A 17,488-nucleotide genomic window follows, 5' to 3' on the forward strand; every position below is an offset into this window, starting at 1 on the left:
AACAACCTAATGAATCAAAAGTTTTTTATAAAGAAAAAACTTCTACCATTTTATTACTTCTTTTTAGGTGCTTTCTTTTACGCGAACGCCCAGGAGGCAGTACCTTTTACTCCCAGATTAAATGGTGGAAACATTGAAATACGCGGCGATATCATTTTTGTGGGAAATAATATCCTTAACCGGGCAACGGAAACCAATCCTGGCCAGGCCAACACTCCGTATAATGGCACAGCGAATAACAACTCCCTTTGGATGGAGTATATTGATATTGATAGTGACCCCACAACCTTTAGTTCCAGTAGTGCGGAATTGAATATCACCGACCCCTCATGTTCCCAAGTAAGGTATGCAGGTTTGTATTGGGCCGCCACCTATCCCAATGAACGAAGTGATAGTAGCCAGCCCTTCAATGGAACCCCTAGAATTGAAGATTGGTTCAATATAAAATTTCAAATCCCCGGAGGCACCTATGTTGACCTCACTGCCGATACCGCCGCCGACCCGGTAGGGCAGGAAGACGATATTATCTTTGATGGCTACGACTACACCAACATCAACAATTCTTTTAAGGATTCGCCCTATATCTGTTACAAGAACGTAACCGACCTGGTACGCTCCAACACCAATCCCAATGGTGAATACACCGTAGCCAACGTGCGTGCCACAAAGGGAAGAAGAAACGGATCCAGTTCAGCTGGTTGGGTCATGGTCATTATTTACGAAAACCCTAATGAATCCGGTAAGTTTATTTCCACCTTTGATGGTTATGCAGGTCTTTCTGGATCTGTAGGGAATGTAGATGTAGCCGTAAATGGCTTTAGAACCTTACCCGCTCCCTTCCCTGTAAGGGCCCGTGTTGGAGTAGGAAGTCTTGAAGGAGATAGGGGTATACGGAATGATAGATTTTTTATTCGGGCCAATTCTGTCGGCGCTTTTACAAATTTATCCACCGGACTCAATCCTGCAAACAATTTTTTTAATTCAACCATTACCACCAATGGACTTGAGGTTCCCACTAGAACGCCCTACGGCACAAATACATTGGGAACGGACCTAGATCTCTTTAATCTGAACAATCCCAATGAATCTGTTCTTCCCAACGATGAGTCGGGTGCTACTTTGCGATTTACATCTACAGGAGATGGCTATGGTGCATTTTTGGCCTCCTTTTCCGTGGAGATTATTGAACCCAACATCGTTCTGGAAAAAAGGGTAGAAGATATAGGAGGGAACGACATCACAGGCATGGGCGTTAATCTAGGGCAAACCTTGGATTATGTGCTTTCCTTTAGAAACCTAGGGAACGATGATGCCACTGGGTATACCATACGGGACGTTCTCCCTGTAAATACCACCTTTGTAAGCGCTGATTTAAGTGGGGCTCCGGGGGTTACACACTCCCATGACGTTGCAACTAACGCTGTAACCTTTAATATTCCGGATAATCTTGTGGAAATTGGGGATCCTGTGTATACAATTCGCTTACGTGTAACCGTGGCAGAAAATTGTTTCGACTTTGTGGATGCCTGTACGGACCTTATTGAAAATCTTGGATATTCCACCTATCGCGGGGATATTAACAGTGCTGTTATTTCTGACGACCCCAGTGTTTCCGATTTTGATAACTGTGGTTTTGTAACCCCAGGAGCCACCAACTTTTTGTTGGATGACCTTTCGGATTGTAATTTTAACCGTACCGTGGAACTTTGTGGAGCTGACGTCCTTTTGGATGCTGGGGACGGATTTGATGCCTACATCTGGGTTAGGGATGATAATGGAAATGGCCAGCTGGACCCCACCGATACTGTTATGAACGATGGCGACCCCGATAATGATCCTAGTACGTTGTTGGTGGATGATATCGGCACCTATATTGTGGACAAACAGGTTGCCGACCCTTGTAAGGGATTTAAAGAAATTATTACCGTAGAACGTTTTGGGACCACTCAGACCAATCCCATAGTAGATTACTTTAATGCTCTCAATAATGATGCGGACCCGACCAATGATGTACAGGGAGAAATTGTACAATGTAGTATTGACGGGGATTTTTTGCCCAAAATATTCCTCTGCGGTTCCAATGATTCACAATCCATACAAATCAACATAACCGATGCCCAAAGTTTGGTTTGGGAACAATTGGATGAAGGAAGTTGCGCCGCCGCTCCAGATGATTGCGCCAATAAAAACTTGACTTGTAACTGGACCCAAGTGGCCACAGGTAACAACTTTACCGCAAACGCCGAAGGAAAATATAGATTGGTTATCAACTATCAAAATGGTTGTTTTAGCCGGTTCTATTTTGATGTATTCCAGAATAATCTAGACATTCAATACAACAGTAGCGACATTGTTTGTGCCACCGACGGAAATATTACTATTACAAATTTGGGGAACAACTACGGATACCAATTGGTAGATCATGCCAATAGTACAATCCTGGTTCCTTTCGGCACAAACACTACCGGAAGTTTTGATTTTTCTTCAGGCCAAAACGGATCTTATAGAATAGAGGTCGTGCAATTGGACATTGCAGGGGATCCGATTCCCGGGGCCTGTATTTTCAGTACGCCACCGATAGGAATCCTAGACCGTAATTTCACTGTGGAGATCGAGACCACACCCGCAAATTGCAACGACCTGGGCACCATAAAAATAGATGTGCTTAATGTCCTTCCAAATTATAGCTATGTGCTTAGAAGGTCGGACGGAACTCTTATCGACGACGAGACTGCACAGCCCGATAATACACATACCTTTACTGTAAATCCAGGAGATTATATTATAGAAACTTCAACTGATGATGGTTGTTTCGACACTCAAAACGTCACTGTTGGTAGAATTCCAGACCCGACACTTTCGGCCCTGACAACCGCAGATATTGGGTGTACAGCTGGAACCATAGAATTGACCCGTACCGGAGGACAGGGAAATCCAGACTTCCTATATGCCATTTGGAGCAAGGACGGCGTGGATCGGTATCCGGATATAGCCTCCATTCCTGCGGATGCCTATCAGGTTGGCGCTACTTTTTACTTCGGATGGCGTGATGATGATGGTGATGGCACCGATGAGTATATTCCCAATGAAGATGGCTCCTATGAATTTATAATCATTGATGCCAATAACTGCTCAGCCATATCCAATCCGGTCACCATAAACGACCTAGGGACAATGACCGCTTCCGTACCCACCCCTGTGGATGTTTCCTGTGGAGGGGGCGGTGATGGTGAAATCAATATTGTAGCCGTCAACGGGATAACGCCATATCAATACAGTATCGATGGAGGAACCAATTTTACGACCACAGCCTCATTTGTGAATCTCCCCGTAGGAAACTACGATGTAGTTGTCCAGGATGATTCAGGCTGTGAAATAACCTTTACACATACCATCAACGAACCTTTTCCATTATCCGCCTCGGCAGGAGTTTCCCGAGATGCCACTTGTGACCCTAATGGCGCTGAGGTACGTATAACCAATGTTACCGGAGGCACATCTCCTTACGAATTTAGTTTTGACGGTGGTGCCAATTACGGAGCCACTAGTATTGCTGTTTTACCTCCCGGAAGTTATACCGTACTTGTAAGGGACGCCAATAATTGTACCTTCCCCATGGCAGTTACTGTTGAGAACGAACCAATGCCTCCAGTGGTTACCTTGACCCCTGCGGTGGACTATAACTGTAATGGTACCGGAAACATTACCGCCACACCGGATATTGCTACCTACGATTATATTTATGAATTGGACGGTGTTCCCAACACCCCGTCTACAAGTAATGTTTTTCCGAATATAGGCCCTGGGACATATACCGTAAGAACTATTTATACCTCTCAGACCCCACCAACACCTAGTCTGCTATTAAGTGAAGATTTTGGGGCAGGGGCAACAATTCCAAGCCCCAACACAAATGGCTACAACTATGAGGATCAAACCAATAATCCACCTGGGGATGCCAATAGCAATATCAATGATTTTGAATATTCGGTAACCAGTGATGTTGTCGCTCCCTTTGGGACTTGGGTAAGTCCAATAGACCATACTACCGGAACCAGGGCCAGCCAAGGACGGTATTTGGTTATGAACGTGGGCACGCCAACGCCGACCCAGATTATCTACTCAAAGCAGATCAATGACATTGTACCAAATCGGGACTTGACCGTTTCGCTGTACATCATGAATCTTTTGAGACAGGGAACCTCCGGACTAGATCCCGATCTTACTATTGAAATACGAGAAGTGGGAACAGGTAATATTGTACAATCTATAAGAACAGGAACGATTTCCAAAAACACGGGCAATACGGACTGGAGATTTCGTACAGTTGACTTGAACCCCGGAGCTAATACTTCCTTGGAATTCGTAATCCGCTCTGAAATTTCAGGGAATGGAGGGAACGATTTTGCATTGGACGATATCGAGATTTTCCAAGTGCCCGAAGTCTGTTCACAATTTGTAGAAACCCCGGTAACTGTTGTGGCCGGAAATATTTTTGCCGCCAGCGTTACAGCTTCCGTCAATGCAAGTTGTAATGGCCTGTCCGATGGAACTATAACCTTTGAGGTTGAAAATTTTGATGGTACGGCCGGATTCGATTATTCTGTGGATGGAGGAACAAATTGGATCAATTCTACTTCCTCTCCCGTAACCACATCCGCAATATTTGGAGTTGGAACACATCGAATTGATATTAGAAAGGCGGATGAACCTACCTGTACCACCTTCGTGGAGGAGACGATTACAGAACCCAATTCAATAGCTGCCAGTGCAAGTATTACTACAGTTTTAACCTGTACAAATGGCGGAGCTACTATTACAGCCAATGCATCCGGGGGAACACCTACCTATATATACCAATTGGAGGATACCGGTGGTTCAGTAATCGGGGCCTTTGATTTTGCCACAAATGGTACCAATACCGTTTTTTCCGGTCTTTCTGCAGGAGATTATATAGTTCGTGCGAGGGATACCAACAACTGTGAGGATGCCATTGATACCGCACTAACCGTTGCGGCCACTAACAATGTAGTGTTTAACCTTACCCCAACAGCCTGTTATTCCGGAAGCAATGATGCCACTATTCAAGTAGATGTTACCGATGGAAATGGCGATTATCAGTTTAGTATCAACAGTGGGCCTTGGTTAACCCCTTCGCCCACGACAGCGGCTTCCTATACCTTCCAGAATCTGGCCAATGGCAGTTACACCATTGATGTGCGAGATGGTTTTGGTTGTGCAGGGGTGCAACAAAGTATTACCATAGACCCACAATTAACAGTTACCGCATCGGCCCCAAACATCACGGCCTGCGGTACGGATACCGATATCACCGTTTCCGCCAGTGGCGGGGATACCAATTACGTCTATGCCGTGGTTACCAATGGAACAGTCGTCACTGATGGTGATTTTGGTCCGGCAAATACAGTTACCGTCACAGCAGCTGGTGCCTATGACATATACGTTAGGGACAACAGTGGTAATCCAGGATATTGTTTGGCCATGCATCCCTTGACCATTGTACAAGATCCAGCCATAAACATTACTGCCACCCCAACGGCCGTAAGCTGTTTTGGTGGAACAGATGGTGCTATTTCGATTGCAGTCAATTCAGGTGGGAGTGCTCCTTTTACCTATAGCATTGATGGCGGCACCAATTATGTAACTGGAAATAGTTTCCCAAATTTGGCCGCCGGCACCTATCCTGTACGTGTTCGCGACGCTAATGGATGTGAAACACCCGTAAACAATACAGTGGTAACGGAACCAGCGCAGCTTGCTGGGGAAGCAGCTATAACACAGGTCTATACCTGTGCCCAATTGGGTCAGATTACCGTGGGAAGCGTTACAGCCACCTCCGGCGGTTCCGGAGATTATCAATACAGTATTAATGGAGGGACATGGACCCCATCTACAACCGGAGGCCATACTTTTACCGATTTGACCGATGGGACGTACAGTATACGAGTTCGGGATTCTAATGCTATCTCCTGTGAAATTACCCTTCCAGATGTCACTATTGATCCATTGCCCACAGAGCCTGTCCTGAGCACTTCGGTAACCTATAATTGCGATGGTAGCGGAAATATAACCGTTACCCCGTTCGATGCTTCGTTCACCTATATTCTTGATGGTGTTTTGCCGGGACAAACAGGTGCAGGAAGTAATGTGTTTAACAATATAGCGGTAGGTAGCCATATCATTACTGTTGATTACGGGAGTAATTGTTCGGTCGATACCGCTGTGATCGTTGCGGACGGAAACGCCTTTGAGGCTTCCATCATAGCATTTGATAACCTGGGTTGTAATCTTGACGGTTCCGGTACGATTACGTTATCGGCGAATAATTTTGGTGCCAGCGGATACGAGTACAGCTTGAACGGGGGAGCATTTGTCGGCCCTTTCACGGCAGATGAACAAATTACAGGACTTACCGCTCAGGTTTATACCATTGTTGTCCGAGATGTGGACAACCCAATTGCAGGCTGTACGGTCAACTTGAACCAGACCTTGACGGAACCGGCACCGATAGTTGCTTCCGCAAGCATTACGGAGCCCCTTACCTGTGCCAATGGCGGAGCTACCATTACCGCCGGTGCCTCGGGCGGGACGCCAACCTATGTATATCAGTTGGAAGACAACGGTGGATTGGTAATCGGCAGCTTTGATTTTGCAACAAACGGGGCCAATACCGTCTTTTCGGGTCTTGCCGCAGGTAATTATATTGTCCGGGCAAGGGATACCAACAATTGCGAAGATGCAATTAATACAGCCCTAACCGTGGTTGGTACTACCCCAGTGACATTCAATCTTACACCAACACCTTGTTATTTGGGGGATAACAATGCCACGATTCAGGTAGATATTACAGCTGGAAATGGCAATTATGAGTTAAGCATCAATGGGGGACCATGGATTGCACCTCCTTCGGTAAATGCCACAACACACCTATTTCAAAATTTAACCAACGGTTCATATACTATAAATGTCAGGGATGCTTACGGATGTATCGGCACTCCGCAAAATCTGACCATAAATCCCGTAATAAACGCAACGGTTGACGTTGTGGACATTAGCTCCTGTTCGAATGGAAGCATTACGGTAAACGCCTCAGGAGGTGATGGTAATTTGGCTTATGCCTTTGTGTCTAATGGAACTCCTGTTACCTCTGGCGATTTCGGACCAGGTAATTCCTACACGGTTACCACAGGAAACGATGGTATGTATGATGTCTATGTTTGGGACAACAACGCCGCAAATCCACATTGTGAATTTATGGAAACGGTAACCGTTGATCCCGCTGTTCCACTAACCTTTACCGCAACACCAACTGATCCAGAATGTCATGACGGAAACGGTTCAATAGCAGTTTCCATAACTTCCGGAGAGGGACCTTATACTATCGAAATCATCGATTTGGACAACGGTGGCGCTTCCAATCAAACCAATACGAACGTAGTTACAACAAACCAGACCTATTTCAATCTGGCTCCAGGAGACTATACAATCAATGTGACCGATGCCAATGGATGTCTGGTGACCGATACCCCAATCTCAATAAATAATCCTGATGAACTGACGGCGACTGTTCAAGGTATTGTTCCCGGCAATTGTACAGGAAATATCAATGACTTTGGAATTGAATTTAGCAGTTACCCAACCACTTTGGGAACTATTGAGTTTAGTGCCGATGGAGGAACATCATGGCCAGCGGACAATAGCGTCCCCGGCACATCCGATCAGATTACAGGTTTTAATCCCGGAGATACGGTATATCCATCTATGCGAACTATTGATGGTTCTTTAAACACTGTATGCCAAACGGATTTACCTCCATTCGTTATTCCATATCCATTGGACGATCTGGACATCAATGTGATACCTATAGTCATAGACTGTAATACTTTGGAAGTAGCTGTGCAAGGTACCGCCGGTTTGCCAGGATACGAATACGCCTATTCCGAAGATCCGGCAAATTTTGACCCAACTACAGCAACATGGCAGCCTGGTGGAACACTGGATACTTCTAACAATCCGGTACCCGCAGGACACGGAAGGTATACTTGGACAGGGCTCGTACCCGGAAGGACATATGTATTCTATGTGCGTGATTCATCTGGCCCGCCAGCATGTGTCCGCCAAAGTAGTGTAAATGTAAACAACGAGGCACCACCTCCGGTTCAAATAGATGCATCTGTAACGCCAACTTGTGATGGACAGACCAATGGTCAAATAACTTTTACGGTAACAGAAAACAATCCCGGAGAACTTGGCGGCAGCTTTAATTGGGAATTGTTCCGGGTAGGAACCCCGGCACATACTTCTGTTGCTACAGGTAGCGAACCCACCTTTACTACTGGGGATTCATTTACAGCACCCAGTACGGCAAATTTGGCTCCTGGTGAATATTTTGTAGAAATTACAGGTCCCGCTCCCAACAATTGTGTCATTGGTAGCGAGAATGTACTTGTAGAAGAATTAGATCCCATAACAGGAACCCCAAATGTACTGACCCATATTACTTGTGCGAATCCCGGTTTGGTAGAAATCCAGTCCGTATTCGGAGGTGGTGGTGCCTATACCTATACGTTGACAAGTACCAATTTTGTATCGGATATCGTAACATCGGATAATCCCGTGGAAGTACCTATCTCCAATTTGGTGGATGCAACGGCCACTCCATTTAATGTGGATGTAAGTGTGGCCGACCAATACGGTTGTTCAAATGCCTTGGGTACAGTTTCAATGACCATATCACAAAATCCAAGTATAACTAGCATAGCTACTTCGAATTGTACTATTCCGTTTTCGGTCACAATAAATGCAAGTGGTGGAACGGCTCCATACCTCTATTCCATAGACGGAGGCACGACTTATGTAAGTAACGGTGGTGTTTTCACTAATGTAACCCCTGGAACCTACAATGTGGCCATTATAGATAGTGATGGTTGTACCGATACAGATACTATTGACGTACATCCAGTATTGGAGGCCGATGTTGACCTCACCAAGCTTTTGGATTGCACGGGTACGCCAGACGCACAAATTACGATTGATGTTACTTCCGGATCCGGAAGTTATGATTACCAAATCACAGATAGCGGAGGAACTGTTGTATCCAGGGCTATCTTGCCGAGCAATCCATATGTGTTCAATACTACGGTGCCCGAAGATTATATAATCACGATTTATGATAACAATACTTCTGGTCCGGAGTGTAGCAGAGTGTTCCCAATAACCGTTGAACCTGCGGTGATACCCGTTTTTACGGAGACGCATACCGATGTTTCCTGTAATGGTTCTTCCGATGGAACTATAACACTTACAGAGACCCCTAATGGTATCAATCCATTGACATATACCATTTCGCCGGTTGCGGGAACCTTTAATGCGGCCACTCAAACTTTTGAAAATCTGCCCGATGGTACGTACACAGTAACTGGAACCGGAACCAATAACTGTACCTTCGATATTACCGGAATCATCATAGCTGAGCCCGCTCCGATTAATATTACGCTAGACCCTGTGGTAGAGTTCGTTTGTGGCACCGGCAACAATCCGAACAATGCCAGCATAAGGATTGATGCCGTAAATGGTGGATCCACCACCTATGTAAGGTATGAGTTTATCAATGACCAAGGTACGGTAGGTACGGGCGATGACATTGTTGTACAGGACGGAACGAATACCACCTATATAGAAACCGACACCGCTGGAGGTTCCTATATCATTAATGTTTATGACGATAATGGTTGTGTGGGAAGTACAACTGCAGCGATTGTGCCTTTCGTTGAAATTTCCGATCCGACCGTTAGTATTACCCAAGATATCACCTGTAATCCTGGCAATGATGCCGAAGTAACTTTGGGCATTACACTAAATCCATTGGCAGCTACCCCGAACATGGCGTATTCGGTCGTCGGAACGGATAACGCTTATAGTGTTCTTAATCAGCCCTCGAATGTATTTACGGCATTGGGTATCGGGAATTACGAAGCTACTATTACCAATACGGATACAGGCTGCTTTGTACAGACCACTTTTGAAATAGAAAACCCCAATAATTTTGAAATTGTTCCAACTACTGTAGATGTCGTTTGTTCTGGGGATGACGGTTCCGTAAGCTTTACGATTACTGATTCCGTGAACCCGTATTCAGGAGGGTTTGATTGGCAACTTTATGATTCCCAAGGTACGGCCACATTAGCGGATGACACTATCATTATGGGTGCAAATGGAACCTCGCTCAATGTAGGCCCCACCACTCCGTTTAACATTGGGGCCGGGGAATACCGCGTGGAAGTCACCCAAACGGCAGATCCTGCCTGTGTTGGCAATGAGCTCTTTACCATCGCCGGACCAAGTGCAATAATTACGGCAAACACGGATGTAAACCCAATTACCTGTGTAGGCAACGATGGAGTTATCGAAATTATCGATGTACTTGGCGGATGGGGCGGTTATAGCTACTATGTGGGAACCTCAGCTCCATCAGGTGCTGGTGATTACGGTGCTACCCGACGATTCGAAAATCTTGCTCCGGGCACATATGAGGCCTGGGTACTCGATACAAATGGTTGTCCTCAGAGGGTACAGAATAACATTGTACTGGCCGATCCGACACCGATTAGCGCATCCTTGCAAATCAATCAGCCTAATTGCACGGACTTCCAAGGCGAAATTGAAGTAGTTAGTGTGGCAAACGGTCAAGGAAGCAACTATACCTACCAACTAATTAAAAACGGAACGCCTACAGGTGCCATACAGAATACCCGGGTATTTTCCGGTTTGGATGCCGGAAGTTATCAGGTACAGGTTACCGATCAATGGACGTGTACCTTTACAACAACACCTGTGGTTTTATTTGCGCCTATCGTTCCACAGGCAACCATTGTAAAGACCAGGGATTGTTCCGTATCTCCCGAAGGTGAAATAACAATTACGCAGACAGGTGGTTCGGGTAATTTTGACTACGATGTTACCTATCCTGACGGATTCACTACAGACAACAATACAACGGGTGTTTTCACGGGATTGAATCAAACCGGCGATTATACATTTACCATTACCGATCAAACTGTAGGTCATGCCTGTAGCACTACAATAACACAACGATTGGAAGATCCTGTTTTACCTATTCCTACCATCGATGCCTTTACAGATGTTACGTGTAACGGTGCGGATGACGGAACCATCTCAGTAAGTGTTATTGATAATGGTGTGGGACCCTATGTTTTTCAAATAACCGCATTGAACGGAACTCCATTGGGAACCCCTATAAATCCAACTACAAATACCAACTTTACTGCAATTTTTACGGGCTTACCCGGAATTAGCGCGGGCAATGACTATACCATCACGACCACAGCCGCCAATGATTGTCCAGCCACTATAAATCAATCGATTACCGAACCGGATGCCATTTTGGTAAATCCTATTGTCCCCGTGCCCTATGGTTGTTCCACAGGAAATAATACTGACCATGCTACCTTAACATTTGCCGGTGCTTCAGGCGGTTCCACCAATTTTGTGCGCTTTGAGTTTGTACGGGATGGAAGTGTTGTTCAAGATGGTACTAATACCACCTATACCGAGACTGACTTGGCGGGAGGAAACTACGACATCAATGTCTATGATGAGAATGGCTGTGTAGGAAGCACTACAGCTACTATTCTGCCGTTCGAAGGTATAAGTAACCCTGTAGTCAACACCGCACTTGACGTGACTTGTAATCCGGGGGATGATGCCCAGATTGAAGTTGGTGTCACAGTGAATCCCGTGACGGCCACTCCAAATTTTGAATATACCGTAACCGGAATTAATGTGGTCTACAACCATACCATCACTTCTACCAACAACCCTGAAACCTTTACAGGTCTTGGTGTTGGTAATTATAGTGTTTCCATAACCAATTTGGATACGGGATGTGTGTTGGAAACCGTACATACCATTGAAGATCCGGACATCATTGAGGTCATTGCTACCAAATTGACCGATGAGGAATGTTTGAACAATGGGGTGGATGATGGAAGCTTTGCTGTTGCCATTAATAACTACACCGGTAATTATGATTATCAAGTATTTGACCAAAATGATAATGCGATAACTGGCGTATTCAGCACCAATACCGCTACTCCTTTGATTATCCCCAATCTTCCAGGAGGCATCTATTATGTAAGTATCACGGAAACGGATGCCCCATTCTGTGTGGAAGATTCCAATAGGATCACCATAACCGCGCCAGATGCCCCGATTACGGCAACCGTAACAGAAGAGGCTAGCGTATCCTGTTCCAATGACCAGGGAAGTATCTTGGTCGACCCAGAAGGTGGTGTAGGCCCTTATACTATTACCATAACTTCTCCATCCCAAACATTTATGCAATCTGGAGTAGAGGCCTTTATTTTTGATGGGTTATCAGCAGGTACTTTTAACGTATCGATTACGGATACCATGAGCTGTTTGTATACCGATACCATTACCCTGATACAGCCAGATGACATTAACGCCACCATAGCCAGCACGCCATTGACCTGTTATAATGCAAATACGGCAAGCGTAACAGCTTCAGTGAATTTGAGGAATGTAACCCCAGTATATGAATATCGTTTAAATCGATATGACGATTTGGCTGGAAGCAACCTTCTACAGACTTCTTCCGCCCAAGCTTCGGATACTTTTGGCGGACTTTCTGCAGGATTCTATAGTATTACGGTAACCGATGATGTAAGCTGTAGCGATGAAACGTCCATTGTCGAAATTACTAACCCCACGGAGGTAGAGGCATTTTTAATCCGAACCGATCCTTTAACCTGTGCTACAGGTGTAGAATTTGAACTTTCGGCAACCGGCGGTAGTGGTACGTATGAATACAGTACGGATAACACCACCTTTATTCCCATGGGAGGAAACAGCATAAATCTACCCCAAAGCGGTGTATTCGGTGCCGGAACATATCAGTACTATGTGCGGGATGCTATAAATGGATGTGTTTCCGTAGCTTCTAATGAAATAGAGGAAGATCCCATAATTCCTTTGACATTGATGCTAGACCAAAGTGCAGCATACATAAACTGTAACGGAGAAAGTACCGCCAGTATTTATGCAGATGCAGATGGCGGGTTGGGCAACTATAGCTATGAACTTTATAGTGATTATAATGGAACGGCACTAAACCTTGCCGATCGCATTGATGGGCCTAGACCCGATGGTGAATTTACCGGATTGGGTGTAGGCAGCTATTGGGTAAATGTAACCAGTAGCGATTGTACAGCGGAACCACAACAGGTGAATATAACCGAACCCACACCTCTTACATATACTGAAAATGTGGTGGACGTAAGCTGTTTTGGAGAAGACGATGGTGCTATTACGGTAACGCTTTCCGGTGGTGCGGGAGGATATCAATATGCTATTTCACCTAATCTGAATCAATTTGATACCGAAAACACCTTTACCGATTTGGCACCGGGCACTTATACCGTAATCGCCCAAGACCAAAATGGCTGTTTTGAACAATTGGAATACACAATATCCGAACCTACTTTATTGGAAGTTACGGCCATGGCCATCCCTGAAGTTTGTGAAGGCGATATGAACGGAATCATAGATTTGACTATTCAAGGTGGTACAGCCCCTTATAGTTCAAGATTAAGTAGTGAGACCAACTTTACCTTGGATCAAACTTCGATTACGGGACTGGCCGCCGGAGGTTATATCATCTTTGTACAGGATGCCAATGGTTGTGAGGCCAACGTCTCCATAACTGTTGATGCTGGGGCCAACCTCAACGCCACTGTGGAACCCGTTTATGAATGTACGGGAGACACGCCTAACAATTACGTGAATATTACCTTGGAAGACTCTTCCGTACTGGGTGATATATTATATGCTTTAGATTCTACAGATCCGCTTGACATCCAATTGAACCCTGATTTTAGGGACATTGCTCCTGGTAGCCATTACATTGCCATAGCCCATGCGAATGGTTGTATACGTACCATAGATTTTGAAATTGAAGGTTTTGAGCCTTTAACGTTGATCCTGGAGCAAAACAATATCAATGAAATCACAGCGATTGCCAATGGAGGGCTTGAAAATTACACTTTCTATTTTGGTGATGTGGATAATGGAACGGACAATACCTTCTATATAAATAGGACGGATACGTATACTGTTACCGTTGTAGACGAAAATGGTTGTGAGGTAGCTGCAGATATCTTTATGGAATTCATAGATATTGAAATACCTAACTTCTTTACCCCGGATGGCGACGGTCTTAATGATTTCTGGACCCCAAGGAACCAAGAGGCCTTCCCTCAGATACTAACCATCATATTTGATCGTTATGGTAGAGAGGTTTACAGAATGGGCCTCAATGATGACCCATGGGATGGAATTTATCAGCAAAGCGAGCTCCCGACTGGTGATTACTGGTATGTTTTAAAACTCCGTGGGGAGAATGATGACAGGGAGTTTATTGGACATTTTACCCTATATCGATAATCTTAACCTACAAACACATGCGTAATAGATTTTTGACCTTGTTCTTGTTGTTGGGTGCTATTGCCTTAAGAGGTCAGGAGCTTACCATACCTCAACTTTCCCAATATCTGGCGGACAATCCTTTTGTGATGTCTCCCACTTACGCAGGAATCGGGGATCATGTTAAAATCAGGATCAATGGGCTTACCCAATGGGTGGGCATCAAGGATGCTCCGGATACCCAATCTCTGGCCGCGGATATGCGAATAGGTGAAAAATCCGGTATTGGAATGCTGCTATACAATGATAGCAATGGAGAAACCAAGCAAAGAGGTGCAAGGGTTTCCTTTGCACACCATTTGACGTTGGATCGCTATGATGACGAATTCCTATCTTTCGGTGTTTCCTATAATTTTAACCAGTTTCGTATCGATATTGAAAATTTTGATGCGCTGGATCCCAATGTTACCGATGACAGGGCCACGACCAACCACAACTTTGATGTTGGGGTTATGTATCGTTATGACAAATTTTATTTCAGCGCGAATGCCTCCAATTTATTGAATAAAGATTTGCAAAGTTTTAACCCTGTTTTTGAACCTAATAGGTTAAGAAACTATTATGTGTATACGGGTTACAGATACACCAAAAACAAGAACAGCCGATTGGAAATTGAGCCGTCCGTATTTTTTCAACTTTTTGAAAGCGATGGAAGATCCGTTACCGACCTGAACGTTAAATTTAGGTGGTATGACTTTGAGGACTATTATTATGCTGGTGTTACTTATAGGTTTTTAAACGATCAAATTGGTGATCCGTTGTATATAGCTCCAATTGTAGGGCTTAAAAAGAACAATTTTTATTTTGGGTATTCCTATCAGGTTATTCTTAATGAAATCCTTGGTTATAGTACCGGAACGCACGTGGTGACTCTTGGAATTGATCTTTTCCAAGGCATTAGCAATTGTAGGTGTACGTATTAAAAATTGAGGTTGTCTTACCACAATATTTTTGGGTATGCATTTCTCCAATCCTTTTTCTCAATGGATTACTTTAAATTTGCGTTCATTTCAAATTTATCTCATTGGGAAAAGTAAAAGTAGAAAACATAAGGGTCTACGGCCATCATGGTTGTTTAAAGGAAGAGACAGCCATTGGTAGCGAGTATCGTGTAGATGTTTCAATCGAGGCAGACCTGTCCAAGCCTTCGTTGTCCGATAGGCTTTCCGAGACAGTAGATTATGTTCATATTCATCGAATTGTAGTCGAGGAAATGAAGGTTCCATCCAAACTTTTGGAACATGTTTCTATGCGCATATTAAAACGGACTTTGAAGGAGTTGCAGATGGTGCAGGAAGTCACTGTTTCCGTATCTAAAATCAATCCTCCCATTGGAGGTGATGTGGAAATGGTTACGGTAGTTTTGACCGAAAAAAGAAGGTCTTAAATTTTTCAATAGTTAAAAACGTATTACCTTTGCAATCTTTATTGGCATCGTGGCCGAGTGGCTAGGCACAGCTCTGCAAAAGCTTGTACAGCGGTTCGAATCCGCTCGATGCCTCAACAAAAACCCTCCTCTTAATAGGAGGGTTTTTGTTTAAACACCTACCTAATTTGCTCTATCTTTTCTATTCCTTTTTCAATATCAAATTTGTCCTTGGGCAAAAAACCCTTTATAATCAATACAAGCGCACAGATAATCAATATAATGCCTAGACCTTTTTTTATCAAATGAATCCGTTTGTGTGTAAGCTTTCTTTTTAGTTGTTTGGCCAATAAAATCTTGAAAATATCGGTAATCAAATAAGCCGTTAACATGGTGACAAAGAAAATCAGGATTCGGTTGGGGTCATTGTCCAAGGTCGGACCCACAATAATAATCACCCCAAGCCAAAAAATCAAAACCCCAATGTTGATAAAATTCAACAAAAACCCTTTTACAGCAAGACCCAAATAATCCCCTTTACTTACCCTGAAGTTTGGTTTGGCCTCTTTATTCTCTCTTTTTACGAACACTATAATACCATAAACCAGTAGAATCATGCCTCCAAAGACGTAAAGCCCAGGTTGGTTGCTTAAGTTTTCCAACAATTGAAAACTACTGAAATAGGCAATGAAAAGAAACAGGATATCCGCTACGATAACCCCGATATCAAAGAAAAGGGCCGCCCTAAAACCTTTTATAGCACTTGTCTCCAAAAGCACAAAGAAAACAGGGCCGATTGTAAAGCTTAATAGAAAGCCCAAAGGGATTGCCGCCTGTACGTCTTCAAACATGAAATTTGCTTACATTCTGGTTATCTTCCCACCAAATACTGTTTTTTCATCCATTTTTGCCGGATTTCCATGGACCAGTACTTCTCCTCCTGCTTTTACAGTAGCTTTCACATAGTTTGATGCATATATTTCCGCTCTTGATCCAGCATTGACATTAACTGTGGAAAATCCAGTTTTTAAATCCTTCCCTTCATATATTCCTCCAGTGTTTATAGCCACATCTTGTAAATCCGATGAACCGTTAGCTTCAATAACACCACCGGTCACCGCCTTTACGAGTAGCTGCTCTACTTCGGCATTTATAGACAATTCTCCTCCTTCTTGCGCCTTAAGTTCCAAAACATCTTGTCTTATCGTTTCCTGTGAAGTGATTCTCGCATCTTCGTTTACGTCAATAACAACCAAATTCTCTGTATAATATAAATCTACAAAAGTTCGATAACCACTAAAAATCTTATCTATTTCCATGCGTAGCTTTAATGTCCCTCCATTATTTACAATAGCTACTTTTTTAGTATTGGCTCCTGTAATGACCGCTCTATTAACATCTGATTTGATAAGATTTACAGATAATCCATCAAAGGCCTTTATCCGTACAAATTTATCCAATTCCTGTGTAAGCTTCTCATTTTGAGCGCTTATCAATTGAAAACTGCACAATAGTACCGTTAGCCACATCGACTTTTTCATGATATCCGTTTTTAGGTACGATAGTATTTCTTGGAAC

At 44.0% G+C, this 17,488-nt stretch carries 5 protein-coding genes and 1 tRNA gene; 4 read left to right on the plus strand and 2 right to left on the minus strand.

Annotation, left to right across the window (positions count from 1 at the left end):
- The first annotated feature begins 9 nt into the window (after positions 1-9).
- From D7Z94_RS02890 to D7Z94_RS02905, 4 genes are all read left to right on the plus strand, one after another.
- The gene (locus tag D7Z94_RS02890) at positions 10-14,505 is read left to right on the plus strand and encodes a T9SS type B sorting domain-containing protein (protein ID WP_120709995.1); all 14,496 of its coding nucleotides are present in this window, start codon (positions 10-12) and stop codon (positions 14,503-14,505) included.
- 17 nt (positions 14,506-14,522) lie between these two features.
- Positions 14,523-15,467: a PorP/SprF family type IX secretion system membrane protein gene (locus tag D7Z94_RS02895; protein WP_120709996.1), complete on the plus strand. Its 945-nt coding sequence runs from the start codon at positions 14,523-14,525 to the stop codon at positions 15,465-15,467.
- Between the two features lie 101 nt (positions 15,468-15,568).
- Entirely contained in the window at positions 15,569-15,931 is a 363-nt protein-coding gene (folB, locus tag D7Z94_RS02900; protein ID WP_120709997.1) for a dihydroneopterin aldolase, read from the plus strand.
- A gap of 43 nt (positions 15,932-15,974) precedes the next feature.
- Positions 15,975-16,045: transfer RNA gene (locus D7Z94_RS02905), tRNA-Cys, on the plus strand.
- A 44-nt stretch (positions 16,046-16,089) separates the two neighbouring features.
- Here the strand turns inward: D7Z94_RS02905 and D7Z94_RS02910 are convergent.
- A complete protein-coding gene (locus D7Z94_RS02910; protein WP_120709998.1) occupies positions 16,090-16,761 on the minus strand; it encodes a LysE family translocator in 672 nt (223 codons plus the stop codon).
- A gap of 9 nt (positions 16,762-16,770) precedes the next feature.
- Positions 16,771-17,451 (minus strand): head GIN domain-containing protein, encoded by a 681-nt coding sequence (locus D7Z94_RS02915; protein WP_120710851.1) that lies wholly within the window; start codon positions 17,449-17,451, stop codon positions 16,771-16,773.
- Positions 17,452-17,488: the final 37 nt, after the last annotated feature.

It is taken from the genome of Ulvibacterium marinum (genome assembly GCF_003626755.1).
Lineage (GTDB): Bacteria > Bacteroidota > Bacteroidia > Flavobacteriales > Flavobacteriaceae > Ulvibacterium > Ulvibacterium marinum.

Excerpts from the sequence above, each read along its gene's own strand:
- D7Z94_RS02890 (WP_120709995.1), top strand. The coding sequence starts at position 10 with ATGAATCAAAAGTTTTTTATAAAGAAAAAACTTCTACCATTTTATTAC.
- D7Z94_RS02915 (WP_120710851.1), bottom strand. The coding sequence starts at position 17,451 with ATGAAAAAGTCGATGTGGCTAACGGTACTATTGTGCAGTTTTCAATTG.
- D7Z94_RS02895 (WP_120709996.1), top strand. The coding sequence starts at position 14,523 with ATGCGTAATAGATTTTTGACCTTGTTCTTGTTGTTGGGTGCTATTGCC.
- D7Z94_RS02910 (WP_120709998.1), bottom strand. The coding sequence starts at position 16,761 with ATGTTTGAAGACGTACAGGCGGCAATCCCTTTGGGCTTTCTATTAAGC.